Origin of the sequence: Celeribacter persicus (assembly GCF_003050785.1) — a bacterium.
In the GTDB taxonomy this organism is placed as follows: domain Bacteria; phylum Pseudomonadota; class Alphaproteobacteria; order Rhodobacterales; family Rhodobacteraceae; genus Celeribacter; species Celeribacter persicus.
Genome location: NZ_QAOH01000003.1, coordinates 196031 through 221732 on the forward strand (window position 1 = coordinate 196031; position 25702 = coordinate 221732).

Here is a 25702-nt window from a genome sequence, read left to right on the forward strand (position 1 = left end):
ATCGCCACAATGGAAACGGTCGCGAAGAGGCCTATGCCCTTCGCGACCGCCGATGATCTCACAGGTTCAAACCGTATCCGGGTTCATGCCTCGGGCTCGGCCGGTTTTGCGGATTCCTTCGGTGCGGGCATCACCGCCTCTTTCACATCCAATACATCCGCCACCATCTGCCCCATACCTTTTTCCATGTTCAGCCCGACCTGCTTGCCAATGGCATCGAGCGCCGGAAGCTGGAACGCCATCTTGCGCATCTCGTCGAACGCTTGGTTGACCAGACCGTCACCACCGGCTTTCGGCGCCCCGACACCGGAGGTGCCGCCCCCGGTCAGACCGTCGACCTTGTGAATGGTAATACCGCCGATCTTTTCGGCCGGTTTCACCATTTCCGCAACAATCTGCGGCATCGCTTCGAGCCGCGCCTTGGCGAGACGGAAGTCGATGATCGCAGCCGACAGCCCGTTTTCCGCCTCGGCCAGTGCGCGCGTCCCTTCCGCCTCGGCAAGCTTCTGGGCACGCATCCCATCGGCCTGAGCGAGTTGTTCCGCTTTCTCCGCCTCGGCGCGGATCGTCACCTTGTCGGCCTCCGCCTGCGCCAGTTCGCGCATCGCCGCCGCCCGGTCATCCGCCGCTTCGCGCTCGGCCTTCGCCGCCACGCGGATCGAGGTCGCGTTCTTCTCGGCCTCTTCCTCGGCGGCGAGGATGGTCAGGCGTTTCTGACGCTCCCCTTCCGCCACGCGGCGCTCCGTCTCGATGGATTCGGTTGCCTTGATCGCATCGGCCTTCGCCAGATCGGCACGCGCACGCGCCTGGCTTTCGGCTTCGGATTTTTCCGCAACCGCGATCTGGCGTTCCTGTTCGGCGATCTCGATCGCTTTGCGGCGTTCCTGTTCCGCAATCTCGATGGCCTTTTCCCGCGCGATACGGGCCTGTTGGGCAGCGGTCGCGGCCTCTTCCTGCTGACGCGCTTTCTCGGCGGCTTCGCGCGCGGAAAGCTCTTCCATCTTCACCCGTTGGGCAACGCGGGCTTCTTCCTGTTCGCGTTCGACCTCATAGCGCTGGACCTCCGCTTCCTGACGCGAACGCGCCACGGCCACTTCCGCTTCGGCCTCGATGGCGGCACGTTGTTTGCGGCTGTCGGCGATGCGCTCCGCCTGATTCTTGAGACCTTCGGCGTTGAACACGTTGTTCTCATCGAGCCCGCCGAGCGGCGTCTGATCGAGCGCGGTCAGCGACACGGATTCAAGCTCCAGACCGTTCTTGCGCAGATCCTCCGTCACCGTCTGCTGCACCTGCTGGACAAAATTCGCACGGTTCTCATGCAGATCGTCGAGGTCCATCTTGGCGGCCACGGCACGCAGACCGTCGACCAGCTTGCCTTCGACCATCTCGCGCAGCGCACGTTCATCAAAGGTGCGGTCGCCCAGCGTCTGCGCCGCCCGTGCAATACCCTCTTCGGTGGCCTGCACGGTGACGTAGAATTCGACGCCGACATCGACCCGCATCCGGTCCTTTGTGATCAGTGCGGAATTGCCGTCACGGCGCACTTCAAGCCGGGTCGTGCGCATATTGATCCGCGTCACCTCATGCAACACCGGCACCACCAGAGTGCCGCCGTCGATGATCACCTTGCGCCCGCCGGTGCCGGTTTTCACCAGACTGACCTCGCGGGTGGAGCGTTTGTACATGCGGGCAAAGGTCAGCGCCACAATCAGGAAGGCGACGACAATGAGCAGGAATGGCATGGCAACGCCAAGAATGAGATTCATCTGGAATATCCTGTTTTAAGGGTCTGTTGGATCATTTGGGATCACCCGAGCTGCACGAGGCGCAATTCGCCACCGCGCGGGCGCAGTACGAGAACTTCCGCGCCTTGGGGGATTTCGTCCTTGTCGGAAAGCGGCTCCAACATGGCGTAATGTGTGTTTCCGTAGCCATCGGTGATCCGCACTTGCGCCGGACTGCCGCGGCGGGCAGTGCCCACGGTGACGATGCCACGGCGACGCCCGAGACTGCGCTCGGAAATCGCCGCGGTTTCGTCACGCGGGATCAACCGGGCCAAAGCACCGGCGATGGTGCGGGTGAGCGCAAGCGCAGGGATGAGCGCAAGCGGCACAGCAATGAGACGCGGCAACATCTGGCCAAAGATCGCCATCATCCCGGATTGCAGCATGAGCCCCGTGCCCGCGAACAGCGCGAGGAAAATCGCCAGCCAGATGGTCAGCGGCTGTTTGCGCAGACCGAGGAAATCGGGGAGGCCGCCGGTTGTCGGAGTTGAAACCATCTCGCCGGGCGCATCGGGAAGCTCGGCTTCGGCCAATCCGATCTCGATCTCCGCTGCCAGATCGACCGGCACATCGAGTTCTGCCGCCAGTTCCGGCGCGCTCATGCCCGTAAGTTCCACATCGAGATCGGGCATGTCGCCCAAATCCGCCGAAGGCGCACCGCTCGACAGGCCGGTCGTCAACAGGAGGAGTTCGAGAAACAGCAGGAACAGGACAAGCCCGGCGGCAATCAGAAAAGGAAAAATCTCGGGACCGAGAAAAGACATGCGCAAAAACACCATATTGACGTCACACCCTTCAAAGAAACCGAACCGGGCCTGACCTTACGTGCACAGACTATGGTGCCGCGATACGGCAATCAAGCTGCGATACAAGCGATCTTCGGAACCCTCCGGCCCCAATGCGCGTTGTCCTGCAAAACGGAGAAACAACATGACGCGAAGCGCGCGAGGGCATTGGGCCTTGATCATCTTGACCCTGATTGCCGTGATCGCGGCGCTCGACCTGTCGCAGGCGTTGCTTGCGCCATTCGTTCTGGCCTTTGTCTGTGCCGTGGTGCTTTCGCCGGTCTCCGCTTTCTGGAAACGCTGCGGTGTACCGCCCGCTCTGGGCGCACTGCTTAGCTTTTGCTGCGTGTTGAGCCTTCTGGCCGCGCTGGTCTTTCTTGCCGAGCCTTTGGTCGAACAGGCCTATGCACAAATTCCCAGCATCAAATACGAGTTGAAAGAAGGCCTCACCCATCTGCGTCAGGTGTTTCGCGGCATCAGCGATGTTACCAAGGAGGTGCAGGACACGATCGCGCCGGAAAACGCGAATTCGGACACGGCGCAATCCGTCACCTTGCCCTCTCTTGGCGATGCCCTGTTCGCGGCACCCTCTCTGGCCGCCCAAATCCTGCTTTTCGCCGGGGCGTTGTTCTTCATCCTTCTGTCGCGTGACGAGGTTTATGAGAGCCTTTCGAAAGTGCATCCCGAAGGACCGTCCGTGGCTTGTCTGCGCGATGCCGATGCCCGTGTGTCGCGGTACTTTCTGACCATCACCCTGATCAACACCTGTTTCGGCGCGCTGGTGGCCGCCGCATTGGCCGCGATCGGCCTGCCCGGTGCAATGCTTTGGGGTGTGGTCGCAGCCCTCATGAATTTCATTCTCTACATCGGACCCGCTATGGTCGCCGCCGCCCTCGTGGTGGCTGGCATCATGGGCTTTGACGGGCCTCTCTCCTTTGCCCCCGCCGCCACTTTCGTGATGCTGAACATGATGGAAGGGCAGTTCGTCACGCCAACACTGGTCGGGCGACATATGCAGGTCAATCCGCTGCTGGTGTTCCTGTCGCTCTGTTTCTGGCTCTGGCTCTGGGGGCCGGTCGGCGGGTTCGTCGCCATTCCGCTACTGGTCTGGGGACTTGCGGTGTTCAAAGGTCTCGGACCGGATCGAACACCGCCCGACACCGAAACGCAGGATATATCTCAAACATCGTAAGGCTCACCCCGCCACGGCGGGGGCATATGTCCGACACATCCGAGACTTCAAGCCTTTCGCAAAAGGCTTTAAAGCGTCTGGCCTTTAACCCGAGACATCAGATAAAGGCGGGACGCGTGCAACGTTCATATGTTGCGCGGCGTTCGGCCAAAAGCTGTGTCTCAGGTTTTTGGCGGAACACTTTAATCCATCTCGGTGATTTCACTGTCCGTCTGCCCTTCATCAAAAGAGGCAATCGGGAAATCCACGACAACACTGAAAACCGTGGCGCCTTCCTCGACAACGAGCCTGCCGCCCAGTTGCTGGGCAAACGCCTTGATCAGATTGGTGCCAAGCCCCGTGCCACTTACCTGTTCGGGCGGCAACAGAGGCGTGCCCTTACTGTTGGACACGATGAGCCGCGCCGTATCGGGTTCGACGGTTTTCAGACTCACTTCGATCTTCGGATGCGCCCCTTCCGGGCGACCGACGTATTTCAAGGCATTGGTCGTGGCCTCTGTCGCCAGAAGCGACAGCGGTACGGCCTGATCCGGATAGAGCACAATCGGATCATAATCCTCCGTGCTTTTCAGGTTTGCTTCATTCGTAACGCTGGCACTGACCAATTTTCCGATCGTACTGCGCATCAACTCATCGGCGCGCACCCGACCTTCGGTGGTTGTCTCATAAAGGCTGCGGTGCACGGTCGCGATGCTCATCACCCGACCCTGAACTTCCTTGAGGGCAAAACGCGCCTCCGGGGTTTTCGCCTTGCGCACCTTCATGTTCACGATGGAGGCGATGAGTTGCAGGTTGTTCTTGACCCGGTGATGCACCTCCTTGAGCAAGACGGATTTGTCGTGAATCGTGTCCTCAAGCTCCGCCTCGTCGTGGATCACGGTCTCCGCCAGATCGTGCCAGGCGCGGTCGATCTCGCGCAGTTCGCGCGGCAACCCCAGGTCTCGTCGACGCCGGTCATGCCGTCGGGTCGCAGCGAAATTGCGCATGTCCCGGCTCAGACGCCGGATCGGTTTGATCACCAGACGATGCACCGCGAAATAGGCTACACCGAGGCTGGTCAGCCACATGGCAATTGGAAAGATCATCGGCGTCGCCATGGCCAGGCCCGGCGCAACCGACAGCCGTTCCCGCGGCCAACTGCCAATGGCATAGACCTGATCTTGCAGAATCGGCACCACGGCAAAGACGCGCTCTTCCCCATCGTTGGTCTGCCCGGTGAAGGAAAAACGATACTGACTGGCGAGACCGACCAACGGGCGCTTGGACGGCAAGCGCCCAACCACGCCCTGAAGCCCGCCCGCCGCGCTCAGGATTTCGCCTTCCTTGTTGAAGGTGATAAGCTCGACAGGCCGGTCGACCGGTTGGTTTTCCAGCTTCATGCGCGTTTCATTATGCGGCAGGGAAACAGCCACATATCCGTCATAGGCACCGTCGCGAAATACCGGCGCGGCCAGCACGATCACCGAATTTTTGCTGATCGGCGCATTGAAAATCAGATCGCTGCGCGGGGCGGGATTCTGGAGCATCCCCTGAAAGACTTCGCGCCCCTTGAAATTGTACCCGACAGAGTCCGACCCGCATTTCAGGATGCCGTCCGCTCCGATATAGCCCGCGAAGGAAAATGCCTCGTTTTCCGAGATGAAGTCCTCAAATATCCGGCTGCAAGCCGGTGTGTCGGACTGAATCGACGGCATGACAGCGGCAAGTGCATCGGTGGAGCCGAACCCCGTGCGGATCAGCGCCTCCTCTCCCGCCGCCGCCTGCGATGTCAGGGCCAGCAAATTGCTTTGTGCCCGCTCATCTGCTGCTTCGGAAAACTGATGGGTGATCGAAACAGCAATCAGGCCGATGGGGAAAAGCGCAATCGACAGCAGCGCTGCAATGCGCAATCCCAGCCCGTCGACATAACGACGCCAGTTTTTCAGCTTCACGCAGCGTTCCCCCGGCTCGGTACGGCGGAACTCATCACGGCCATGGTTTCCTGATCGGTCAGCTCAAGCGTGTCGCCCTCTTCAAGGTCCATCAGTTCCGTCAGCCTCTGACGTGCGCGATTGACCCGGCTCTTGATCGTACCGACCGCCACATCACAGGTTTCTGCGGCCTCCTCATAGGAAAACCCCATCGCGCCCACCAGCATCAGCGCCTCACGCTGTTCGGCCTTGAGCTGCACGAAAGCCGCTTCAAAATCGGCCATAGCGAGACGCCCGTCATGTTCCGGTTTCATCGCAAGTGTCGCGGCAAAGGCACCATCCGTATCCTGCACCTCGCGTTTGCGTTTGCGCCGGTCGGAATAGAAGGTGTTACGCAGAATGGTAAAGAGCCAGGCGCGCATGTTGGTTCCGACCTGAAAGGACGAGAGATTCTTCCACGCCTTGATCACTGCATCCTGCACCAGATCGTCCGCCTGAGAGGGATTGCGGGTGAGGCTGAGGGCGAAGGCGCGCATCGCGGGCAGATGGGTGACGATTTCATCGCGCGGATCGAGTTCCGGCGCGCTCAGGGAACCGATCTGGGTCGGACTATCCTCATTGCTCATTGTGGGCATCCTGTTCCTTGAGTTTCTCAAGCAGGTCCAGAAACCGGTCAGGAATCTCTTCCTCCAGCGTCTTTTGATAAACTCTTCTCAGATTTGCCTCGATCTGCTCATCGAGCTCGTGTTTTGATCTTTGCTGCGCCATTGTCTTTCCCGTCTCGGGCCATCTTTAAGATGTCATCCCGAAAAAATTTAACACCGTTTTGGGAACCAAACGCATTTCCTCTGCGTTCGGTTCCCGAGAAAATCGAAAAAAGGACGAAATTTATGTCGACAGCTCCGACAGAGAAGAAACTGTCCCTGATTGTGGCCAGCCTTCTGCCTTATCTGCGCCGCTATGCGCGGGCGCTGACCGGAGATCAACAGACCGGGGACAAATATGCCGCGACAACGCTTGAGGCGCTTTTGAGCGACCGTTCGGTGTTCGATCAGATCGAAAGCCCGAAAGTGGCTTTGTTCCACGCGTTTCACCTGATCTGGTCAAGCGCCGGGGCACCGACGGGCGAGGATGAGACAGGGCTCGCCCAACGCGCCCAGGCCCACCTGCGTCGGCTCACACCGAACACGCGCGAGGCGCTCCTTTTGCACACGATCGAAGAATTCAACCTCGATGAGGTTGCCCAGATCATGGGCACCGATGTCGATGAGGTCGAACACCTTCTGAACGTCGCGGAAAGCGAGATGGCCGACAGTATTCAGGGTCGTGTGATGGTGATCGAGGACGAAGCCATCATCGCACTGGATCTGCAAGGCATCGTCGCCGACATGGGCCACCAGATCACCGGTGTTGCCAGCATCGCGAGCGAAGCGGTGAAACTCGCGGCCGAGACCAAACCCGACCTGATCCTTTCCGACATTCAGTTGGCGGACGGCTCCTCCGGCATCGACGCGGTGAATGACATCCTGAAGAGCGCTGGCGACGTGCCGGTGATTTTCATTACCGCCTTCCCGGAACGTCTGCTGACTGGCGAACGTCCCGAACCGGCCTTCGTCATCACCAAACCCTACAGCGAAGATCAAGTTCGCTCCGCAGTGTCGCAGGCGATGTTCTTCTCCAGCACGGAAACGCTGGTGTCCTGAGTTTCCTTGTAGCGTTCGACATGAAAACGCCCCGTCGGTTTCCCGGCGGGGCGCTTTTTTTATCCTGCGTTATTCTTCAGTTCGAATGATTACGACTTCGCAATCGCCCGAAGCATCCAGGCCGCTTTCTCGTGGAATGCCGCACGGGCGGTCGCGAGGTCGGCGGTCACATCGTCATCGTGGTCTTCCGCAAGCCGGATCAGCTTATGCATCTGTGCCGCGAGATGTTCGTGATCGCTGGCCAGATCGGCCACCATGTCATGTGCCGACGGAGACTTCGGTGCTTCCTTGAGTTTCGCACCGTCCAGAACGTCGCTCACAGACATCGGCGCCAGTTGCCCCAGTGCGCGAATGCGTTCCGCGAGTTCGTCGGTCGCCTCGAACAACGCGCCATATTGTTCCTCAGTCAGCGTGTGGATGCTGTAGAACAGCGGACCTTCGACATTCCAATGGTAGATATGGGTCTTCAGGAGCAGCGTGTAGGTATCCGTCAGAACCTGCGCGAGACCTTCCGCCACGGCTTTCGGGGATTTGACGCCCGTCTTGACCCTGGTGGCCTTTGGAGTGGTTTCGAGAATGTCTGCCATAATGTGTTCCTTTCTTGGATGATGTTCAGGGTGTCCTGTTCAGGGCTTACGCCGGATCAAACCGGTGGCTTACCCCGAACGGCACGCGCGACCATCGCCAGGATGAACAGGACGATGAAGATGAAGAACAGGATCTGCGCAATCCCGGCGGATGCGCTGGCGATACCACCGAAGCCAAAAACCCCAGCGATAATCGCGACGATAAGAAAAGTCAGTGCCCAGCCAAGCATGGGAGCCTCCTTGATTTGCGATTGAGTGGTGCGCCCCTCTGGCGCGTTCTGAGGAGTCAACGTCGACTTTCGCGATTCGGTTCCCGAGATGATTTTGGAACAGTTTGGCCGGTCGGCGCGTTGGGTCGATAACATGGAAACAAAGGAGAATGATCATGGCTCGTGCTCAAACCAATGGTGCCGTCGAACAGACTTCCGCCGATCTTTCGGCTCAGATCGAAACCCTGAAATCCGATGTGGCGGCCTTGACCGACACGATCGCGGAATATGGCCGCGCCCAGAAAGCTCAGCTTGGCGCGGTTGCGGAGGACAAGATTGAAACCGCCAAAAAAATCGGGATGGAAACCGCTCAGCAAGCCCGCCAACAGGCCCGCGATGCCTATGCCGGTGCTGAAAAAACGATCCGCGCCAATCCTGCGGCCTCCGTCGGTATCGCCGCAGGTGTCGGCTTCCTCGTCGGCCTTCTGACCGCGCGTCGCTGAGGCGTGACATGCTGAATACTCTTCAGTCTCATCTGGCCCGGGGCGCACGACGTGCGGCCTGGGCCTCTGCCGGTGCGCTGTTGCTTTTGGTCGGAGCCGGTTTTCTGACCGTCACGGCATGGCTCGTGCTGTCCTCCCTGCGCGATGCGCAATTTGCCGCCCTTGTCATCGGTCTGTTTTACGTTGGCGCCGGTCTCATCGCTCTGGCGATGGGAGCGCGTCGACCGCCTCCCGTGACACCGCGCCCCGATCCCTGCCAGATGCAGCAAGACCTTTTCGAACGGATTGCCATAGCCTTCAGCGAAGGGTTTCAGGCGGGAAAGGCGATGCGCAGATAAGCCGTGCGTTTAAGCGGTGAAACAGGTTGGCATCAGTTCCGGGCGATCTGCGCCTCCCTGCGGCAGGCTGTATCTTTCAGATATTTAGTATTTCCCTATAGATATCATCCGGGACTTCAATCCACCCGCATGCCAGCGCTGCGGCCCTGTCCTTTCGGGATCGCTCAAATGGCATGCGTAGCGCTGGACCACCCGCGATGGGACGCGTTTCACGTATGGCTTTCGAATACGCCGCAACTTCGGCTTCAAACTCCGGAGCGTCGCGCAGCAAATCGGGCTTTGCTGCGACCATAACCATGGCGAAACCTTTCATATCATCCGGCAGGTGCTGTTGTCAGACAAGGTTGCTCTTCGAAATCTTGATGGATAGGCCGTTTCAGGAACATCCGTCCTGACGGACTGACCACATTCGAGCGCCTGTCCTGCTGGAAAATCCAGACTGTATAGAACAGGACCTGGGCACACGTATATTTTCAAACACGCTCGCCCCACGATCGACCGATATGGAAAAAGGATAGCCAAGCAAGAAGCAGTTATGCTGCCTTGCTTGGTCTTTTCGTTAACGCCCGGAGCGGACAAAGCTCGTTCGGACGTCCGGCCCGGTACCAAGCCAAGAGGCGATCACTTTTGCAATGTGATCCGTGATCCTGACCTTTTGCGTCAGCCCGAGCTTTTCAGCCTCACGGGCCTGTTGACCGGTAAAGGCAATAAGATCGGCCTTCACACCTTCTTCGTATGCCAGAAGTTTTCCGCTGCGTGCATCATGCACCGCAATCGAGAAGCGGATGTTATGGACTCCCGAATGCGACAGCTGGTATCTGGTGATGTCGCTCAGCGCGTGGAATTCATGGACGGTGATGGTCAGCTTGACAGGTGTCCGCCCGGACAGACCGGCAACACCGCGTTTTGCGGCCACCGTGACAATGCTGCGGACCTGTTCATGGCGGTCCCCCAAAGGGTCTTCGCGCCAGACGATATCGGCATTAGGGGCATAGACATTCGCCTCAGAGACGGTCAGTTCTTTGGGGACATTGACTGAGAGGGACGAGACATTCCAGCCACGCGCCACCTGAGCTGCCGGGGCTTGATCGTAATCCGTCGACCAGGTTTGGGCACATGCCGTCAGCAGCAGCGCGCAAGAGAAGAAAACCGCGACGATTTTGAAGCGGCGTTTGATTGCTTTCACCATGGATTGGGTCCTGTCCTCATGCGATGGCACGGCTCTTGAAGGAGGACCGCGCCAAGCCCTGAATGGTCATTGGTGCACTCCCTCACTTCAGGATGCCGAACCCCGGGAAGAACCCGTTGTCGGTCATCTCAAAGTCTGCATCTGTCACGGATGTTGAGCGGGGCTTGCTCAACATGACAGATGCAGCTTTTGGCATAACCATCCAAGATAACTCGTGTAATCGTTAATGTAGTATGGTGCGCTAGGGGATGAAGCACCGCAGGTCTTTAGATATGCGATTAAGTAAATGAACGCTTTTGTAAGAAATAGCGGCGTGTCGTGAAATGACGGCTATATGTCGCGAATAACAGGCCGATCAATTTGCGCGCAGGGACTTTACCTGATTCTCGTAACGCGTTTCCAACCCCGCAAAATTTTCCAGCCCGGCGGCGATCATCGTGCTTAAAAGCATATGCTGAAACTCGGTTCCCATTTGCGCGTGCTCCTGAAATCCGGGACAGGACGGGACCAGACGTGAGATGTTTAAACCTGTTTGAGGGTGATCGTTTTAAGCCAATGCAGACCCAGAATCGGTAGGCACAAAAGCAGAGTGGCAATGACCAGAATTTTGGGATGCGGAACAACCCAATTCAGAGCAAGCAGGCCAAGGCCTGCGCAGAAAAAAATGAAGATATATTGCCACATCAGGCGATTGTATATGCGGCTGCGCAGCAGGGCCCTCAGCTTGTTTTGGTGCTCTGTTTCCTCAGACGGAAGAACGGTCAGGAAAGGCTCAGGAGAGAAAATGTTTTCCTCCGTGTGGTCTTCCGCAGCGAAATAAGCGTCGATCTGTTGCCAACCTTTTTCTATCAGCCGGGTTCTGATCTGCTGCCAGGTCAGGTCGCTTTCATAGGAGCAACTGACGGATTGTAACATGGATGTGCGCTTAATATTTTCTGATCCAGAAAAGGCAAACTGAAGCGACAGGGCCGCAAAGACGCGCTTTTCATGCCGGTTTCGCTTGCAAGCCAGTATGCGGCTTTTCAGACGATGTATCTGCATGACATTTCAAACTTCCCGAACTGGTAAAAGACACAGATTTAAAAACCTTAGGAGAGGCCATCGTCACAGCTCACGGCGACAAGGGCATTGAGCATATTGAGCAGGGGATCGAGCACGAGGATTACCAGAAGCGTGATCAGAAAGACCGAGCCATGTGCTCCGGCGAACAACAGCAGAAACGACAACGGCGTTGCAATTTTCAAACCTCGCAGAATAGAGCTTTTGAGCAATGTTCCCGATGCGAAATTCGCAGTTTTATCTTTTCGCGCGACCTTCGCTTGCAGCAGCGTTTCCAAACGCAAAACGGAGGATTTGAAAGAGTGGGCACGCCAGAACCAGCGCCCCTTATCGGGCAAATCGTCGGAAATGCTCGTTTCTTGCGGGCTGTCGCGATCTCTTTTGTGCAGTGGGTGCACATTATGCGGAAAGTCCTCGCCCGGGGCATCCGGATGTAGATCCGCATCGGAAAAACTCTGAAGCAGCACACCATTTACATTGAGCATATGGGACTGTGTCGTGAACAGGGCGAAATATTCGACCTTGCGCAGGATGCAGGTATGGATGCCCTCGGTTTGTTCTGACAAATCGAACGCGCTGGCGCTGCATAGGATTTTCATGTTGCGGCGCTCATGGAGAGAGAAAATCTGTTGTTGTGGGGAGACAAAGATTTCTTCTCTCGGGCTTTGTGTGCCCAAAGCACCCGGAGAAATTCGGATCGGCAAAAAACTTGCACGTTTCGCACGATCCCAAGTCTCGAAGTCCACAATCCGGGACAGAATGTCGATGACCTTCACTTCACAATCGAGCCAAGGGTCGAAAACATGATCCCCGGGAAGCAGTTCCTCGACCTTGCGGAACTCCCCGTCACGCGTAGATTGAATGAGACTGCCTCTGACGAGCATCTGCCCCTCCCTTGTCAGGGCAGGTACAAGGCACGTCGAAGAACGGTCGCCTCATGCTGTTTGACAACCATGCGTGCTGTGGCTTTGCCATCCATGACCATCTCGCCCCACAGCTCGGGAAACAGGGTATAGACCTCCTGGCGCGTGGCTTCACACAAGGAATCGAGTCCGACACGACCGGGATGGAAGCTTTCCGACCAACAGCCCTCGGCCAAAACGATTTCGTGATTGTCGAAGAGAATGTGGAAATATTCCACATGGCCACCCTCGATTTGACGCACGCTGCGGCCATCGACGAGATATTTGGCCGCAACCAGAACTTCGTGACTGCCCGACATCAATTCGACATCAGCCCCTGTAAGCAGCATCCGGTGATTGGGCGAAACCAGAAGATCACGGGTGTTGCCGAAGGCATCGCGGGCAATGCGGATCGGCGCGACTTTTCCGACAGCTCTGCGTTCAGTCGAACCGATCCAGCGAATGGTCTGGAACCCGTTGTCCCGGGTCAGCACGCTATCCCCCACTTTAAGATGTTCGACCGGCATCTGTCCCAAACGGGTCGCGATCAAGGTGCCCGCGACGAAACAGATCACATTGGTGTTGTCATAAGTCAGGCTGTCGGAATATACGGGGGTGCCTCCAGCAGCTGTAAGCTTCAGGCTGCTATCCGATCCCCAGATATATGTGTCATTGAGAACACCATCATTCGAATTATCCGCATGCAACCATTGCAGCGGATTTTTGATGACGGAGGGGTCGATGACCCCGTCCGCAACAGCCGCATTGTAGTTGTCCTGATTGTAGTAGCCGGACAGGTCGACGAAATCGTTGTTGCTCTGGTCGCCATCCTCCAGCGAGCCGGAATTGCCGAAATTGAAATCGTCAATGACGTCATGGCCGTTGTCAGACGATTCAAGGATAAAGATATCATCGCCACGATCGCCATTGTAAGAGTCATCCCCCTTACCACCGCGCAACCGATCATTCCCATCCTCCCCTCTCAGAACATCATCGCCCTCTTCGCCATGGAGAATATCGTCACCGTTGCTGCCATCGAGCCTGTCGTTGCCATCACCGCCATAGAGGGTGTCATTGCCGAAACCGCCATAAAGCGTATCGTTCCCCGATCCGCCATCAAGCGTGTCATCGCCAAAATTGCCCCAGAGTTGATCGTCACCTCCCATACCGTAGAGCTCATCGTCACCATCATAGCCGGAGAGGTTATTTCCGAGTTCATCGCCCTCAAGCAGATCGTCATGGACCGAGCCTTCGAGGTTCTCGATATTGGTCAGAACGTCGCCTGTCGCATGACCGCCAGCTGCAGAAATCCCTCCGGTATGGTTGTCGGTATGGTTTTCATCCAGACTGACCGTGACAGCTGCATCCGAAGTGGAATAGCTGACCGTGTCGGCGCCAGCACCGCCGTCGATCGTGTCACCGCCTTCGCCGCCCTCAAGAATGTCATCGCCATCGCCACCATAGATCGTATCAACTCCGCCGGTGTCAAAAACGATATCGTTTCCATCACCTGCCTCGATGACGTCATCACCACTGCCCGAAAAGACCGTATCGTTGCCGCCATAAGCCCGGATATAATCATCGTCTCCGGTGGCCCCTGGCAAAATCGCATCCCCTGAATCGACACGGTCGCCATCCGGGTCACCTTGATAACCCGAGTTAATAACATCGCGCTCATCGGTGCCGTCGACATAGCCATCCGAGGGAAGGACAAAATCCGAGGTCTTCCAGCTTTCATTGCCGACGAAAAACTTCCCACTCTGGCTGACATCGGGTCCGAAAATATACACATTCGCAGTCGGATCGACCAAATGATCCGGATCGTCGGTCAGAAGGATATAATCCTCGGTATTGCTCGCGCCGTTCATACGGCCACCCCAGGAGTTACCGGTGTGAACCGTGTAGAGCGTCTGCGTGCCCAGCAGATTGCCGTCGTCATCCAGATATTCGACCGTCACAGTGTCCGCATTGGACACCGCCTGATTAGCCACGGCATTCTCGAAGGTCAGGCGAACCTGTGTCGCGCCTGCGGTTTGAAAACCCGGCTTGGAGAGACCCTCGAAGCGGATATCATCATCATAGGTTCCGCCACCCGCTGTATGGATAGCGCCTTGCCCGCTGATATTGTCACTGTTGTCGTAAACGGTAATCCGGTCCGAACTTACCAGATCTTCGCTTGCACCTTTGAAGAAGTTGATCGTCTCGACCTGAGCAAGATTGGTCACATCATAGATCAGTGTGCTGGCAGCCATAACTTTCGAACCTTTTACATGTGAGGGTTGCGCAAGAGAGTAGATTGCGCACTCCAAAGAGAACCTTAACTTGAGCGACTCGACAGCGACTTACAGGAGACAGATTGCCCAAGCTTTTCGCGACATATTGAATGTGTCCGACCGCCACGAAACAGCAATGTCGTGAAACGACGTGAAATTGACGCGGAGCGCCTGCAAGACGAGCTAAGGTAGCTCTTAAAGATATAGAAAAATTTATATAAGAATAAAACTCTTATAAAACAATATCTTACATAATTTTGATCCAGATCAAACACAAAAATTCGCGAACAGCATAGTTTTTTTCGCGAATGGCACAGCCCCCGTTGGGATTGCGCCTTGCCGATTCGCCAGCTTCCAACCAGCCTCGCGTCTGGTGTTTGTGAGGCGTTGGCGAAGTTATTATCCGCCAAATCTTACATCGCGCATGAATCGCGCATGAAAAGCGGCCTGAGCGCTTCTGAGATATTGGTCATCGTTTCATCAGTATTTGTTTTTTGTGCCTCTATCGGAAAGGAGCGTAGGGCGTCTCGTCATGAATCTTCTGAAACAACTGATAAGCGAAATCCGTCGGGATCATCGCGAGTTGAAAAGTGCGGCAATCGCTTTGGAACAAATGAGGACGCGTCAAGATGTCCGACGGGCGCATGAATTCGAAGTAAGCAAGAAATATGCCAGATGCGTTGTCCTGTCGAATGAGTTTCTGACAGGGAATATCGTCATGGCCATCATCTTTGCAGTTGTGCGGCCCTTCGGTGCCGATGACATGGACTACAAACTGATGATAAGTGCGATGTGGCTCCTCGTATCTGCCGCGCATTTCGTTTTGATTTTCTCCACGTTGAAATGGCTGGTCTATTTCGTAATGTTCCGTGTAGGTGTCGCGGCCTATGTTCTGGCAACCGTTCTGATCTACACAATCACCGCCTGCCTCTGTGTTATTCTGGCGATGAGCGCACTGCCCATCGAGATCCATCTTCGATATTTCGAAATGGTTTTGGTCTTCCTGTTGGTCATTGCCTTTATCGCCGGGGTCAGCGTCACCTCCTATCTGGTCATGCGGCATCCAATTTTGGTCGGCTCCACTGGGGAAGAGCGACTTTTGGCGCTTTTGCCAGCGGAGCTGCGCGGTGAAATTCTTTGTCTCTCCGCTGATGATCATTATGTGCATGTGGTGACGGAAAAAGGCAGAGATCTGGTCAGAATCAAATTCCAGAGAGCGGTCGAGTTGATGGATGAGGCCGGAGGCTGCCTCATTCACAGATCGCATTGGGTCTCCGTGAAGGCCGTCGTCAGCATCGAAAGCCGAAGCAATGGGGCCCTGTTCGCGCATCTGAAAAACGGTGACAAACTTCCGGTTTCCAAAGGCCGCGCGCGCGAATTCAAGACGCTGGTCGGTCCGCTTTTATAGACATCTGTATCTGTCGGCCAAAGCTATTCAGCCGTCATTGCATGCCTGAACAGTGAGAGGCGGATTATGATAATAGGAAGAAGACTGAGATGTCGTTTGTGCATCTCAAAACTATGGGGCGTGCCCCAAAGTCAAATTGGTCGGAGCGAGAGGATTCGAACCTCCGGCCCCTGCCTCCCGAAGACAGTGCTCTACCAGGCTGAGCTACGCTCCGACCGTGACGGGCGGAATATAGGGGGGCGCGGAGATTTGCAAGAGTGAATTATTGCCTTTCTTCGGAAAGCCGCATGGCCCCCTGCAGATAGCGCAGATATTGCGTAACCCTGTCATTTTGCCCCTCGTACAGCCTGTTTCAGCGCAGTTTTTCCCGGCGGACAAACGGAGAAATCCTGAAAGACATCGCCGTCGAAGCACGCGAACGGGTTCTGAGCACCGGCGTGTTCTCCGAATGACCGCCACGCGATTCGCGGAAGACAATGTAGAGACCGGACAGGATGATGATCCCCGCTCCCAGGACTGTGGCCTTGTCGACGCTTTCGCCAAAGATGAAATAGCCGAAAATCGTCGCCCAGATGATCTGGGAATATTGCATCGGCGCGACGATGGCCGCCTCGGAGGCGCGATAGGCGAGGATGAGGACCACACCGCCGGTGAAACCCAGAAGCGATACGGTTGCGACACCGCCGAGATCGAGTAGCGGCAGGGGATGGTAGAAGAACGACATCGCCGTGCCCATGACGATGAAATTGGCGATCAGCGGGTAGAGCATGAGCACTTCGGTGCGTTCCTCGCGCCCGACCTTGCGGACGACGACGGAGGCAAAGGCCCCGAAGAGCGCACAGGACAGCGCCGCGGCATGGCCCAGCGTCAATTCGGTGCCGCCCGGGCGCAGCACGACCATCACGCCGATCAGACCAAGCACAACCGCCGCCCAGCGGTGAAAACCGACCCTCTCGCCCAGCATCGGGATCGACAGGATGGTGATCACCAAAGGGGTGGCGAAGATCAGGGCATAGACCTGAGCCAGCGGCAGAACGGAAAAGGCGTAGAAAGCCGAGACCGTGTTGATCATCGCGGCAAGCGTGCGAAACAGCGTCCACCACGGATGCACCGGGCGCAGGTGGCCGGGGTTGCGGTCCCGGATCAGCATGAACATGACCAGCGGGAAGGAAAACAGGGTGGAGAAGAAGATGATCTGGAACGGGGTATAATGCCCGCCCAGAAACTTGATCACCACATCATGGGTCGAAAAGATCGCGAAGGCTGCGAGCGCGTAGAAGGCTCCGGTGATGTTCATGCGGTCATCCGTGGTTTGGTTGCGCTATCACGGTAGCACTCTTGACCAAGCTTTCAACGGGGTCTGGCCGGTTCCCCTTGTCCCGATGGGAGATCGCCCCCATCTGTAGCCCATGTATCGCATTCAGAAATCCGCAACCTGCTGTTATTGTGGCTCGAAAGCCGTTCTGACCCTCGATGAGCAACGGCATGAGTTGAAATGCTCCAATTGCGGAGCGCCTTTGTCGCGCATGAAATCGCTGCGGGTGGATCATGTGGGAGACGGTGCTAAGGTCAAAGGCAAAAAGGCGAAAAAGGCCACTCCATCTCCATTCGACAAGCCGAAGAAGAAGAAAAAGCGCAAGGGCATGGCCCATCGACTGTTCGATGCCGCCGAGGACATTTTCGATATTTTCGACTGAGCAAATGAAAAGGGCGCCCCGAGGGACGCCCTTTCGTCAATGTCGAATGGATCAGAGCGACGCGTCGAGGGCCGCAAGAATCGCATCGCCCATGCCGGAAGTGGAAACCGGGGTCACGCCCTCTTCGCCAAGCAAATCGCCGGTACGAACGCCGTCGGACAGCACTTTCTCGATGGCTTTCTCAAGGCGGGTGGCTTCTTCGCCCTCATCGAAGGAATAGCGGAGCGCCATGGCAAAGGAGAGGATACAGGCGATCGGGTTCGCCTTGCCCTGACCCGCGATGTCGGGGGCGGAGCCGTGCACCGGTTCGTACATGGCTTTGGGACGACCGTTTTCCATCGGCGCACCGAGGGAGGCGGAGGGCAACATACCGAGCGAGCCCGTGAGCATGGCGGCACAGTCGGAAAGGATATCGCCGAAAAGGTTGTCGGTCACGATCACGTCGAACTGTTTCGGAGCGCGTACGAGTTGCATCGCACCGTTGTCGGCATACATATGCTGAACCTCAACCTCCGGGTAATCCGCAGCCACCTCGTTGACGACATCGCGCCAGAGGATGCCGGATTCCATCACATTGGCCTTTTCCATCGACGTCAGTTTCTTGTTGCGCTTCATCGCAAGCTCGAACGCCGCAATCGCCACACGACGAATTTCGGACTCGGTGTAGCGCTGGGTGTTGATGCCCACACGCTCGTTGCCCTCGGTGAAGATGCCACGCGGTTCGCCGAAATAGACGCCGGAGGTCAGCTCGCGCACGATCATGATGTCGAGGCCCGCAACCACATCTTTTTTCAGCGAGGAGAAATCCGCCAAAGCGTCGAAACACTGCGCCGGGCGCAGGTTGGCGAAGAGATCCATCTCCTTGCGCAGACGCAGCAGGCCACGTTCCGGCTTCACGGAGAAATCGAGCACGTCGTATTTCGGACCACCGACAGCACCGAGCAGAACGGCATCGACTGCCTGCGCCTTCGCCATGGTTTCATCGGCCAGCGGCATGCCATGTTTGTCATAGGCGGCACCGCCGACGAGATCCGTGGTGACATCGAATTTGAGGCCGCGTTTGTCGCCGTACCAGTCGATGATCCGGATCACTTCGGCCATCACTTCGGGGCCAATACCGTCGCCGGGGAGAATGAGAAGAGAAGGCGTGCTCATGTCGCGTCGAGTCCTTGTTTTCCTAAGGTTGGCTCGGCGTAACGGCTGGCGCGCTTTCCGTCAAGGAATCGCGGCGAGATCAACCCAGACAAGGGCATGACGAAAGACGATTTCACCTTGCCCTGCCCCCCAGGCAAGCCCCGCGTCGACCACCCTCAGACCGACCGAGGGCAGGACATAATCGACGCGCAGGTTGCCCGGTACAGGATCGCTCCAGTCCGCCGTATCGAGACGCGGATCACCGATCTGTCCGGGATTGGCGATATCTGCGCCATGATCCGCTGCCGGTAAAGGATCAATCAGCCGCGGGTCGGCCAAAAGCGCCTGCATCTGCGCTCGGTCGCCATCGCCGTCCTTCGGATCGAGATTGCTGTCACCAAGGATTACGAAAGGTGCTGCGGGTGACCCAGCCTCCAACGCCCCGTCGAGATAAAGCGACCAGAACCGCGTCTCGTCGCTGTTGCGCCGACCGTTGCGGTCCTCCGGCCCGTCGAACACCGGCGCAATTGCAGCATAGGCCAGAAGGTGCAGAGGCCGCCCTTGCCAGAGCACGGGAATGTCCCAATGCGCATGGGACGACAGACGCAGGACATCGAGGTCCTTCTCATCGAAATATCCCTCCGGCAGATTGGCCCCGGGCAGATCGCGCCACAGGAGTTCGGAGAAATCACGGATCTCTTCCTCCATAACCGGCAGGCGAGACAAAAGCACCACCCCCCCCTGCCCCGTGAAAGCCCCAAAGGATTGCGCATCCTCAGGCTCGCCCGGACGCCCGTCCTTGTCGAGATCGCGCCCTGTGGGACGCCCCGAATTACCGGGACGCGTGAAGAGGTGAGGATAGTCCAGCGCCTGCGCAAAAGCGGCCAGCGTATGCCCGTCGAGATCGGTATCGAACCCGGTCAGAAGCAGGATGTCGGGAGACAGCGCCCGGATATGCGCCTGCGCGGCCAGAACCTGCGGATCATCTCCCTTGAGAATATCCCGGAGCAAAAGCCCCGGCCCCTTGCGGGACAGTTCCACGGTCCATGTGGCGACACGCAAGGTGTCCGCCACGGCGACAAAAGGCGACAGCAGAAGCAGGGAAAGAAGAAGCCCCCGGATCACGCCGGAGCGTGATCGAGATCGGCGCGGGCATAGGTCTGGCGCCGCTTTTCCTCGATCATCGAGGCCACACGACCCATCGCGATGCCTCGCATGAAAAGAGAAGACGGCAGAAAAGCCCATGCTGCAACGGCCCAGATCATGGATTGGTCATTTGTAACGCTCAACCCTCCGAAAAGGCTGCTCGCCGAATGTAACACGGCCGGGATCACGAAAGGCAAGGAAAAGCCGATGATGGCGTTCACCCGCGCATCGCGTTTCAGGCGTTCGACCACATCGCCGCCAGCGGTCGGATCGAAGGTCGGCAGGTTGATCCAGACGTTGAAGGAGCCGGATTTCGACGGCCAGTGACCGATCCGCAGCACGATGAGGAAGATGGAAAGCGCCATGAGCGAAATGAGATAACTCATCCCCGCCACCTCACGCATCAATTCGACGTCCTGCATCGAGCTGGTCTCAGGCAGCGCCACAAGCATCAGACGCACCGGCGAATAGGGGAAATCGAGCACATAGCCGATCAGAGCACCGATGGCGGTGACGAAATCCGTGACCACGGTCGGGGTCGTCTGTCCCCGCACAATCAGGGTCAGAAGAATGACGGTCACGAAGAGCGACCCGAAACGGAGACGGTTGAACGGGGGCGCGTCGCGGAATTCCACGAGACCGGGATAGGCGGAGACATATTCGAAAAAGGTCAGGGCCGCACCGAAGAAGGCGACAAGCGCCACGACCTGCGCGGAATCGGCAGAGACATTCGGCAACAGCGCGGATGGCGCCGTGATCAGGACGACCACCAACGTAGCACGCAACAGCGCTCCCAGGACGCGATGAACCACTGCCCATTTCCCTTCAAACTGGCTGAAAGCGATGCGATGCCGCTCTCTTGTTCCATTTTGACGCCGCCAAATTTGACGGATTGCCTCAATCTTGCCCAACTTTTGCCTTCTTTCATATCTGCCAGCAAGGAATGGTTAAGGTTAACCGCTGAAATCGGGCGGATTCGTGGACAAAGCGGTGCGTTTTTGCATCATTGTCGATGCTTCTTGTGGTAGGCCGCGCCTCGACCACAAAATATGCCCCGACAGGAAAACCTCCGATCTTGACCCAACACATGGAAATGCTCACGGTCTCGTGACCAAAGTGTCTCTGACACACGGTTAAGGAGCGGGAGGAGGAACCATGCACCTGGCCATTTCCATGGAGGAAGCCGTCGAGTTGATCCCCGACGGCGCAACGATCATGCTTTCGGGGTTCATGGGAGTTGGGGTCCCCGACGGTATCGTACACGCCTTGGCGCATGCCGGGAAACGCGATCTGACCCTGATTTCCAACGACACGGCGCGCGACGCAACCGGTCCCGGCCCGCTGTTCGCCGCCCATTGTGTGCGCAAGCTGATTTGCAGCCACATGGGACTGAACACCATCGTTCAGGCGCAATATGCCTCCGGCGAACTGGACGTTGAACTGGTGCCGCAGGGGACGTTGGTTGAACGCATTCGCGCGGCGGGGGTCGGGCTTGGCGGCATTCTCACGCCCACGGGTGTCGGCACCAGGGTGGCCGAGGGCAAGGAGATTGTGACGGTCGATGGCAAGGACTACCTGCTGGAAACTCCGCTTTCCGCCGATGTCGCCCTGATCGCGGCGCGCAGTTGCGATTACGTCGGCAATCTCGCCTACATGCTCACCGCGACGAATTTCAATCCGATCATGGCGCTCGCAGGCAGGACCGTGATCTGCGAACCGGAGGAGATCGTGCCCGTGGGGATGATCCCACCCGATCTGGTGAAGACGCCCGGCGTTCTGGTCGATCACGTCATCAAGAAAACCGCATGAGGAGGGCCCGGAGATGCATCCCAAAGAACTGATCGCGCGCCGGGTCGCGCAGGAAATTGCCCCACGCAGTCTCGTCAACCTCGGCATCGGTATTCCGACACTGGTGTCCGATTATCTCGACGAATCCCTCGGCGTCTTCTTTCAGGCAGAAAACGGTGCCGTCGGCATGGGTCATCGCCCGCCGGAAGGCATGACAGACCGGCACCTGACCGATGCGGGAGGACGGTTTGTGTCCTTCGTCCCCGGTGCCTCGACAATCGACAGCGCTTTTTCCTTTGGCCTCATTCGCGGCGGACACCTCGACCTGACCGTGCTCGGTGCCTTGCAGGTGGATGAGAAAGGCCATCTGGCGAACTGGATGATCCCCGGTCAGTACACCCCCGGCATGGGTGGGGCGATGGATCTTGTCACCGGCGCGAAAAAGGTCATCGTCGCGATGCAGCACACCGCGAAAGGCGAGGCCAAGATCGTGCCGGAGTGTACTTTGCCCCTGACCTCGCAGCGGCGTGTGGACCTGATCGTCACCGAACTTGCGGTTCTGAAGCCGGAGGACGACGGGCTGCATCTCATCGAACGGGCTCCGAATGTGCCGCTTGAGGTCATTCTGGAAATGACCGAGGCCTCTCTCATTCATGACCCGGACGTCCCGGAAATGCGCGTGGGCTGTTAAAGCACCCCGCCTTTACCCGATGTCTCAGGTTAAAGGCGGGGCGCTTTAGGCAATCCAGCCATCTGATCAAGGAGAGCTACGTCCGCCTGTCCCGTTCGCGCGCCTTCTCGCCTGTTTTGCGCGTCAAATACCGCCGAGTTGCCGAAATCCGCCGAAAAATGCGCAGCATTCCGCAGCCCCGTGGCGGGTAGGCGCGCAAAATCTTCCTAACATTTTCAGCATCTTGTCCGATCACGTTTGGGGCGTATCTCTCGGGGCAGCGGTTCGAAACCGTTTCGATTTTCCCGCATGAAAAGATGCGGGCACCCCCTTAACGAAAGGACACATGACATGAAATCTGTTGCACTGACGCTTGGCGCTCTGACCCTTCTCGCCGCTCCGACTTTTGCCCAGAGCACTCTGGTGGACACCGACGGAAACGGCACCTTTTCCATGGAAGAGATGCTAGCGGTCTATCCCGATCTGACAGAAGAGGCCTTTGCCGCGATCGACGCCGACGCCAGTGGCGAGATCACCGTCGAGGAACTTGCTTCGGCACAGACCAATGGCCTGCTTCCGATGATGGAATAACGGCTCTGGCATCGGCGGTCCCGAAGATCGTTCGGGGCCGCCGCGCTTTTAACGATGCGCACGCAGGAACAGGCCGAAGCCCACCAGCCCCGCACCATCCACAAGCAATTCGACGCCGAGCAGGATGCCCAGCAGCGACAGGGAAATCGCCGCGAAATCGGACATGATGTAGCCAGCCAGAAACACAGTTACCGCACCGGACAGCAGAAGCGTCCAGAACAGCCGACTTTCCCGCATCCGCCAGGCCATCAGCAGGCGGATCACCCCGGAGGCGAGGAGAAAACCGGTAACCACCATGGTGAGCGACACAGTACCCTCCACCGGGTTGGCGATGAAACTCACCCCGATCAACAGACTCAGAAGCCCCCAGAGCAGGGCAAATATCCGATTGTCATGCACCGCGCCGGAAAACCCAGCCCAAAGTTGCGCCACGCCTGCGATGGCGAAAAGCGTGCCGAGCATGATGGTGATCGCGAGCGACGCGACGACCGCATTGCCCAGCGCCAGAAGGCCGAAAAGAAAGGTGAGAACACCGATACCGACCCATATCTTCCAATTCGTCATGCCACCCTCCGTCTTTCGAGTGCTTTCAATCAGATATAGGGGCGTGTGAGCAAAATAAAACGGCACCCCAAAAAGCGCCGTTTCACTTTTTTCATGACTGCACCAGCCAAGGTCAACTCAGACCCAGGGACGTTCCTGCGCCATCCTGGCTTCATAGGCGTCGATGTCCTTGACATGCGCCATGGTCAGACCGATGTCATCGAGCCCTTCGAGCAGGCAGTGTTTCTTGAACGCGTCGACTTCGAAATGGAACTCTTCGCCATCCGACGTGGTGACGGTCTGATTTTCAAGATCGACGGTCATCCGGGCGTTGGAGCCCTTTTCCGCATCTTTCATCAGAACATCCACGGCTTCCTGCGGCAGAACGATCGGGAGAATGCCGTTCTTGAAGCAGTTGTTATAGAAGATGTCTGCGAAAGAGGTGGAGATCACGCATTTGATGCCGAAATCCGCGATGGCCCAGGGCGCGTGTTCGCGCGAAGAGCCACAACCGAAGTTATCGCCCGCCACAAGAATCTGCGTGTCGCGATACTGCGGTTTGTTCAGGACGAAATCGGGGATTTCATTGCCCTGACGGTCATAGCGCATTTCGTCGAACAGATTCACACCAAGGCCGGAACGCTTGATGGTTTTCAGGAACACCTTGGGGATGATCATATCCGTGTCGATGTTCACCAGCGGCATAGGGGCCGCGATACCGGTCAGTTTTTCGAACTTTTCCATTGTAGCGGCTCCTTAGGCGTTCTCGGTCTCAGACATCAGCTCGCGCACATCGGTCAGGTGACCGGTGACGGCAGCGGCGGCGGCCATGGCGGGGGACACGAGGTGCGTGCGGCCCTTGTAGCCCTGACGCCCTTCGAAGTTGCGGTTCGAGGTGGAGGCGCAGCGCTCACCCTCGGACAGTTGATCGGGGTTCATGGCAAGGCACATGGAGCACCCGGCCAGACGCCATTCGAAACCGGCCTCTTTGAAGATGTCAGCGAGACCTTCCTCTTCGGCCTGCGCACGCACGAGACCGGAGCCCGGCACGACCATGGCGCGCATGCCGTCCTTGATCTTCTTGCCCTTGAGGATTTCGGCCGCAGCCCGCAAGTCCTCGATCCGGCCGTTGGTGCAGGAACCGATAAACACGGTGTCGATCTGAATGTCGGTCAGTTTCTGACCGGCTTTCAGCCCCATGTAATCGAGCGCACGTTTCGCCGCCTCGACCTTGCCGCCCTTGAAGCTTTCGGGATCGGGCACGACGGAGGAAATCGGCAGAACGTCCTCGGGCGAGGTGCCCCAGGTCACGACCGGCTCGATGTCTTCGCCGCGCAAAGTCACAACCTTGTCGAAATGCGCACCTTCGTCGGTGTAGAGGGTTTTCCACCAGTTCAGAGCGGCTTCGAACTGCGCACCTTTCGGGGCATGCGGGCGGCCTTTGACATATTCGAACGTGGTTTCGTCCGGCGCGATGAGACCGGCACGCGCACCGCCTTCGATCGCCATGTTACAGACGGTCATGCGGCCTTCCATCGACATATCACGGATCACCTGACCGCAATATTCGATGACATAGCCGGTGCCGCCCGCCGTACCGGTCGCGCCGATGATGGCAAGCGTTACGTCTTTCGGCGTCACACCCGGCTTCAGCTTGCCGGTGATCTCGACCTTCATGTTCTTGGATTTTTTCTGGATCAGCGTTTGCGTCGCCAGAACGTGCTCGACCTCGGAAGTGCCGATGCCGTGGGCGAGCGCCCCGAACGCACCATGAGTCGCGGTATGGGAGTCACCGCACACGACGGTCATGCCGGGCAGCGTCCAACCCTGTTCCGGGCCGACGATATGCACGATGCCCTGACGGATGTCGGACACCGGATAGTAGTTCACGCCGAACTCTTTCGCGTTCTTGTCGAGCGCATCGACCTGAATGCGGCTCTCTTCGTTGGCGATCACACCGGACACGCGGTCCAGCGTGGTCGGCACGTTGTGATCCGGCACGGCGATGGTTTTTTCCGGCGCGCGCACTTTGCGGCCCGCCATGCGCAGACCTTCAAATGCCTGAGGCGAGGTTACTTCGTGAACGAGGTGGCGGTCGATATAGAGCAGGCAGGTGCCATCCTCCTGCTCATGGGTCACATGGGCGTCCCAGATTTTATCATAGAGTGTCTTCGGGGCGGTCATTTCGCTCTCCCGTGGATGTTCTTTGGAAATGGAAGTTGTGTGATCGGGCGTGCAGGCACGCCGAAAGGCCCGGCTTCAAAGTCGGGCTAGGACGGATTGCATGGCGC

Annotated in this window: 27 protein-coding genes and 1 tRNA gene; 9 read left to right on the plus strand and 19 right to left on the minus strand. The window is 57.7% G+C overall.

What is annotated here, in order from left to right:
- Window positions 1–83: 83 nt before the first annotated feature.
- Window positions 84–1766, minus strand: coding sequence for a flotillin family protein (locus C8N42_RS05650; protein WP_245889975.1), 1683 nt, complete (start codon window positions 1764–1766; stop codon window positions 84–86).
- Window positions 1767–1807: 41 nt separating this feature from the next.
- Window positions 1808–2548 carry an OB-fold-containig protein gene (locus C8N42_RS05655; protein WP_170109220.1) on the minus strand — a complete coding sequence of 247 codons (741 nt, stop codon included), beginning with the start codon at window positions 2546–2548 and terminating at the stop codon, window positions 1808–1810.
- A gap of 166 nt (window positions 2549–2714) precedes the next feature.
- Here C8N42_RS05655 and C8N42_RS05660 point away from each other — a divergent pair, with 166 nt between their 5' ends.
- Entirely contained in the window at window positions 2715–3761 is a 1047-nt protein-coding gene (locus C8N42_RS05660; protein WP_107815576.1) for an AI-2E family transporter, read from the plus strand.
- A gap of 182 nt (window positions 3762–3943) precedes the next feature.
- On the opposite strand, the gene C8N42_RS05665 is transcribed toward C8N42_RS05660, so the two are convergent.
- The 3 genes from C8N42_RS05665 to C8N42_RS05675 are packed head-to-tail and all read right to left on the minus strand — an operon-like array spanning window position 3944 to window position 6439.
- Window positions 3944–5692, minus strand: a complete 1749-nt coding sequence (locus C8N42_RS05665; protein ID WP_107815577.1) for a histidine kinase dimerization/phosphoacceptor domain -containing protein — start codon at window positions 5690–5692, stop codon at window positions 3944–3946.
- On the minus strand, window positions 5689–6297 hold the full coding sequence (locus tag C8N42_RS05670) for an RNA polymerase sigma factor (RefSeq protein WP_107815578.1): 609 nt from the start codon (window positions 6295–6297) through the stop codon (window positions 5689–5691). The genes C8N42_RS05665 and C8N42_RS05670 overlap by 4 nt, the downstream gene beginning before the upstream one ends.
- Window positions 6287–6439: a NepR family anti-sigma factor gene (locus tag C8N42_RS05675; RefSeq protein ID WP_107815579.1), complete on the minus strand. Its 153-nt coding sequence runs from the start codon at window positions 6437–6439 to the stop codon at window positions 6287–6289. The genes C8N42_RS05670 and C8N42_RS05675 overlap by 11 nt, the downstream gene beginning before the upstream one ends.
- Before the next feature lie 122 nt (window positions 6440–6561).
- On the opposite strand from C8N42_RS05675, the gene C8N42_RS05680 reads away from it, so the two are divergent.
- On the plus strand, window positions 6562–7374 hold the full coding sequence (locus tag C8N42_RS05680) for a response regulator (RefSeq protein WP_107815580.1): 813 nt from the start codon (window positions 6562–6564) through the stop codon (window positions 7372–7374).
- A gap of 89 nt (window positions 7375–7463) precedes the next feature.
- On the opposite strand, the gene C8N42_RS05685 is transcribed toward C8N42_RS05680, so the two are convergent.
- Complete coding sequence (locus C8N42_RS05685; RefSeq protein ID WP_107815581.1) at window positions 7464–7961, minus strand: Dps family protein; 498 nt, start codon at window positions 7959–7961, stop codon at window positions 7464–7466.
- A gap of 56 nt (window positions 7962–8017) precedes the next feature.
- On the minus strand, window positions 8018–8191 hold the full coding sequence (locus C8N42_RS05690; RefSeq protein ID WP_107815582.1) for a DUF1328 domain-containing protein: 174 nt from the start codon (window positions 8189–8191) through the stop codon (window positions 8018–8020).
- Between the two features lie 155 nt (window positions 8192–8346).
- Here C8N42_RS05690 and C8N42_RS05695 point away from each other — a divergent pair, with 155 nt between their 5' ends.
- The gene (locus C8N42_RS05695) at window positions 8347–8673 is read left to right on the plus strand and encodes an ElaB/YgaM/YqjD family protein (protein WP_170109221.1); all 327 of its coding nucleotides are present in this window, start codon (window positions 8347–8349) and stop codon (window positions 8671–8673) included.
- An 8-nt stretch (window positions 8674–8681) separates the two neighbouring features.
- A complete protein-coding gene (locus C8N42_RS05700) occupies window positions 8682–9011 on the plus strand; it encodes a phage holin family protein (RefSeq protein WP_107815584.1) in 330 nt (109 codons plus the stop codon).
- A 559-nt stretch (window positions 9012–9570) separates the two neighbouring features.
- Here C8N42_RS05700 and C8N42_RS05710 read toward each other — a convergent pair.
- From C8N42_RS05710 to C8N42_RS05725, 4 genes are all read right to left on the minus strand, one after another.
- Complete coding sequence (locus tag C8N42_RS05710) at window positions 9571–10200, minus strand: DUF6778 family protein (RefSeq protein ID WP_107815586.1); 630 nt, start codon at window positions 10198–10200, stop codon at window positions 9571–9573.
- Between the two features lie 522 nt (window positions 10201–10722).
- Window positions 10723–11241, minus strand: a complete 519-nt coding sequence (locus C8N42_RS05715; RefSeq protein ID WP_146168242.1) for a hypothetical protein — start codon at window positions 11239–11241, stop codon at window positions 10723–10725.
- A 47-nt stretch (window positions 11242–11288) separates the two neighbouring features.
- Window positions 11289–12143, minus strand: coding sequence for a Hint domain-containing protein (locus C8N42_RS05720; protein ID WP_107815588.1), 855 nt, complete (start codon window positions 12141–12143; stop codon window positions 11289–11291).
- Between the two features lie 14 nt (window positions 12144–12157).
- On the minus strand, window positions 12158–14413 hold the full coding sequence (locus C8N42_RS05725; RefSeq protein ID WP_107815589.1) for a Hint domain-containing protein: 2256 nt from the start codon (window positions 14411–14413) through the stop codon (window positions 12158–12160).
- A 739-nt stretch (window positions 14414–15152) separates the two neighbouring features.
- Here C8N42_RS05725 and C8N42_RS05730 point away from each other — a divergent pair.
- Window positions 15153–15842 (plus strand): LytTR family DNA-binding domain-containing protein, encoded by a 690-nt coding sequence (locus tag C8N42_RS05730; protein ID WP_170109222.1) that lies wholly within the window; start codon window positions 15153–15155, stop codon window positions 15840–15842.
- 137 nt (window positions 15843–15979) lie between these two features.
- On the opposite strand, the gene C8N42_RS05735 is transcribed toward C8N42_RS05730, so the two are convergent.
- Together C8N42_RS05735 and C8N42_RS05740 are read right to left on the minus strand one after the other, a co-directional pair.
- Window positions 15980–16056: transfer RNA gene (locus C8N42_RS05735), tRNA-Pro, on the minus strand.
- Between the two features lie 138 nt (window positions 16057–16194).
- Window positions 16195–17139, minus strand: coding sequence for a DMT family transporter (locus tag C8N42_RS05740; RefSeq protein WP_107815591.1), 945 nt, complete (start codon window positions 17137–17139; stop codon window positions 16195–16197).
- 112 nt (window positions 17140–17251) lie between these two features.
- On the opposite strand from C8N42_RS05740, the gene C8N42_RS05745 reads away from it, so the two are divergent.
- Window positions 17252–17539, plus strand: coding sequence for a hypothetical protein (locus C8N42_RS05745; RefSeq protein ID WP_107815592.1), 288 nt, complete (start codon window positions 17252–17254; stop codon window positions 17537–17539).
- A 51-nt stretch (window positions 17540–17590) separates the two neighbouring features.
- Here the strand turns inward: C8N42_RS05745 and leuB are convergent, their stop codons facing one another.
- From leuB to C8N42_RS05760, 3 genes are read right to left on the minus strand one after another with little or no spacing between them, the layout of a single operon-like run.
- Window positions 17591–18694, minus strand: coding sequence for a 3-isopropylmalate dehydrogenase (gene leuB / locus C8N42_RS05750; RefSeq protein ID WP_107815593.1), 1104 nt, complete (start codon window positions 18692–18694; stop codon window positions 17591–17593).
- A 60-nt stretch (window positions 18695–18754) separates the two neighbouring features.
- Window positions 18755–19798 (minus strand): endonuclease/exonuclease/phosphatase family protein, encoded by a 1044-nt coding sequence (locus C8N42_RS05755; protein WP_170109211.1) that lies wholly within the window; start codon window positions 19796–19798, stop codon window positions 18755–18757.
- The gene (locus C8N42_RS05760; RefSeq protein ID WP_170109223.1) at window positions 19795–20631 is read right to left on the minus strand and encodes a hypothetical protein; all 837 of its coding nucleotides are present in this window, start codon (window positions 20629–20631) and stop codon (window positions 19795–19797) included. The genes C8N42_RS05755 and C8N42_RS05760 overlap by 4 nt, the downstream gene beginning before the upstream one ends.
- Before the next feature lie 343 nt (window positions 20632–20974).
- On the opposite strand from C8N42_RS05760, the gene C8N42_RS05765 reads away from it, so the two are divergent.
- The 3 genes from C8N42_RS05765 to C8N42_RS05775 all read left to right on the plus strand — a co-directional run bounded on the left by C8N42_RS05765 (window position 20975) and on the right by C8N42_RS05775 (window position 22868).
- Entirely contained in the window at window positions 20975–21628 is a 654-nt protein-coding gene (locus tag C8N42_RS05765) for a CoA transferase subunit A (RefSeq protein ID WP_107815595.1), read from the plus strand.
- Window positions 21629–21641: 13 nt separating this feature from the next.
- Window positions 21642–22298: a 3-oxoacid CoA-transferase subunit B gene (locus C8N42_RS05770; RefSeq protein ID WP_107815596.1), complete on the plus strand. Its 657-nt coding sequence runs from the start codon at window positions 21642–21644 to the stop codon at window positions 22296–22298.
- A 330-nt stretch (window positions 22299–22628) separates the two neighbouring features.
- The gene (locus tag C8N42_RS05775; protein WP_107815597.1) at window positions 22629–22868 is read left to right on the plus strand and encodes an EF-hand domain-containing protein; all 240 of its coding nucleotides are present in this window, start codon (window positions 22629–22631) and stop codon (window positions 22866–22868) included.
- 48 nt (window positions 22869–22916) lie between these two features.
- Here the strand turns inward: C8N42_RS05775 and C8N42_RS05780 are convergent, their stop codons facing one another.
- The 3 genes from C8N42_RS05780 to leuC all read right to left on the minus strand — a co-directional run bounded on the left by C8N42_RS05780 (window position 22917) and on the right by leuC (window position 25595).
- Window positions 22917–23432, minus strand: coding sequence for an HdeD family acid-resistance protein (locus tag C8N42_RS05780; protein ID WP_107815598.1), 516 nt, complete (start codon window positions 23430–23432; stop codon window positions 22917–22919).
- Between the two features lie 117 nt (window positions 23433–23549).
- Window positions 23550–24155: a 3-isopropylmalate dehydratase small subunit gene (leuD, locus tag C8N42_RS05785; RefSeq protein WP_107815599.1), complete on the minus strand. Its 606-nt coding sequence runs from the start codon at window positions 24153–24155 to the stop codon at window positions 23550–23552.
- Window positions 24156–24167: 12 nt separating this feature from the next.
- The gene (gene leuC, locus C8N42_RS05790; protein WP_107815600.1) at window positions 24168–25595 is read right to left on the minus strand and encodes a 3-isopropylmalate dehydratase large subunit; all 1428 of its coding nucleotides are present in this window, start codon (window positions 25593–25595) and stop codon (window positions 24168–24170) included.
- Window positions 25596–25702: the final 107 nt, after the last annotated feature.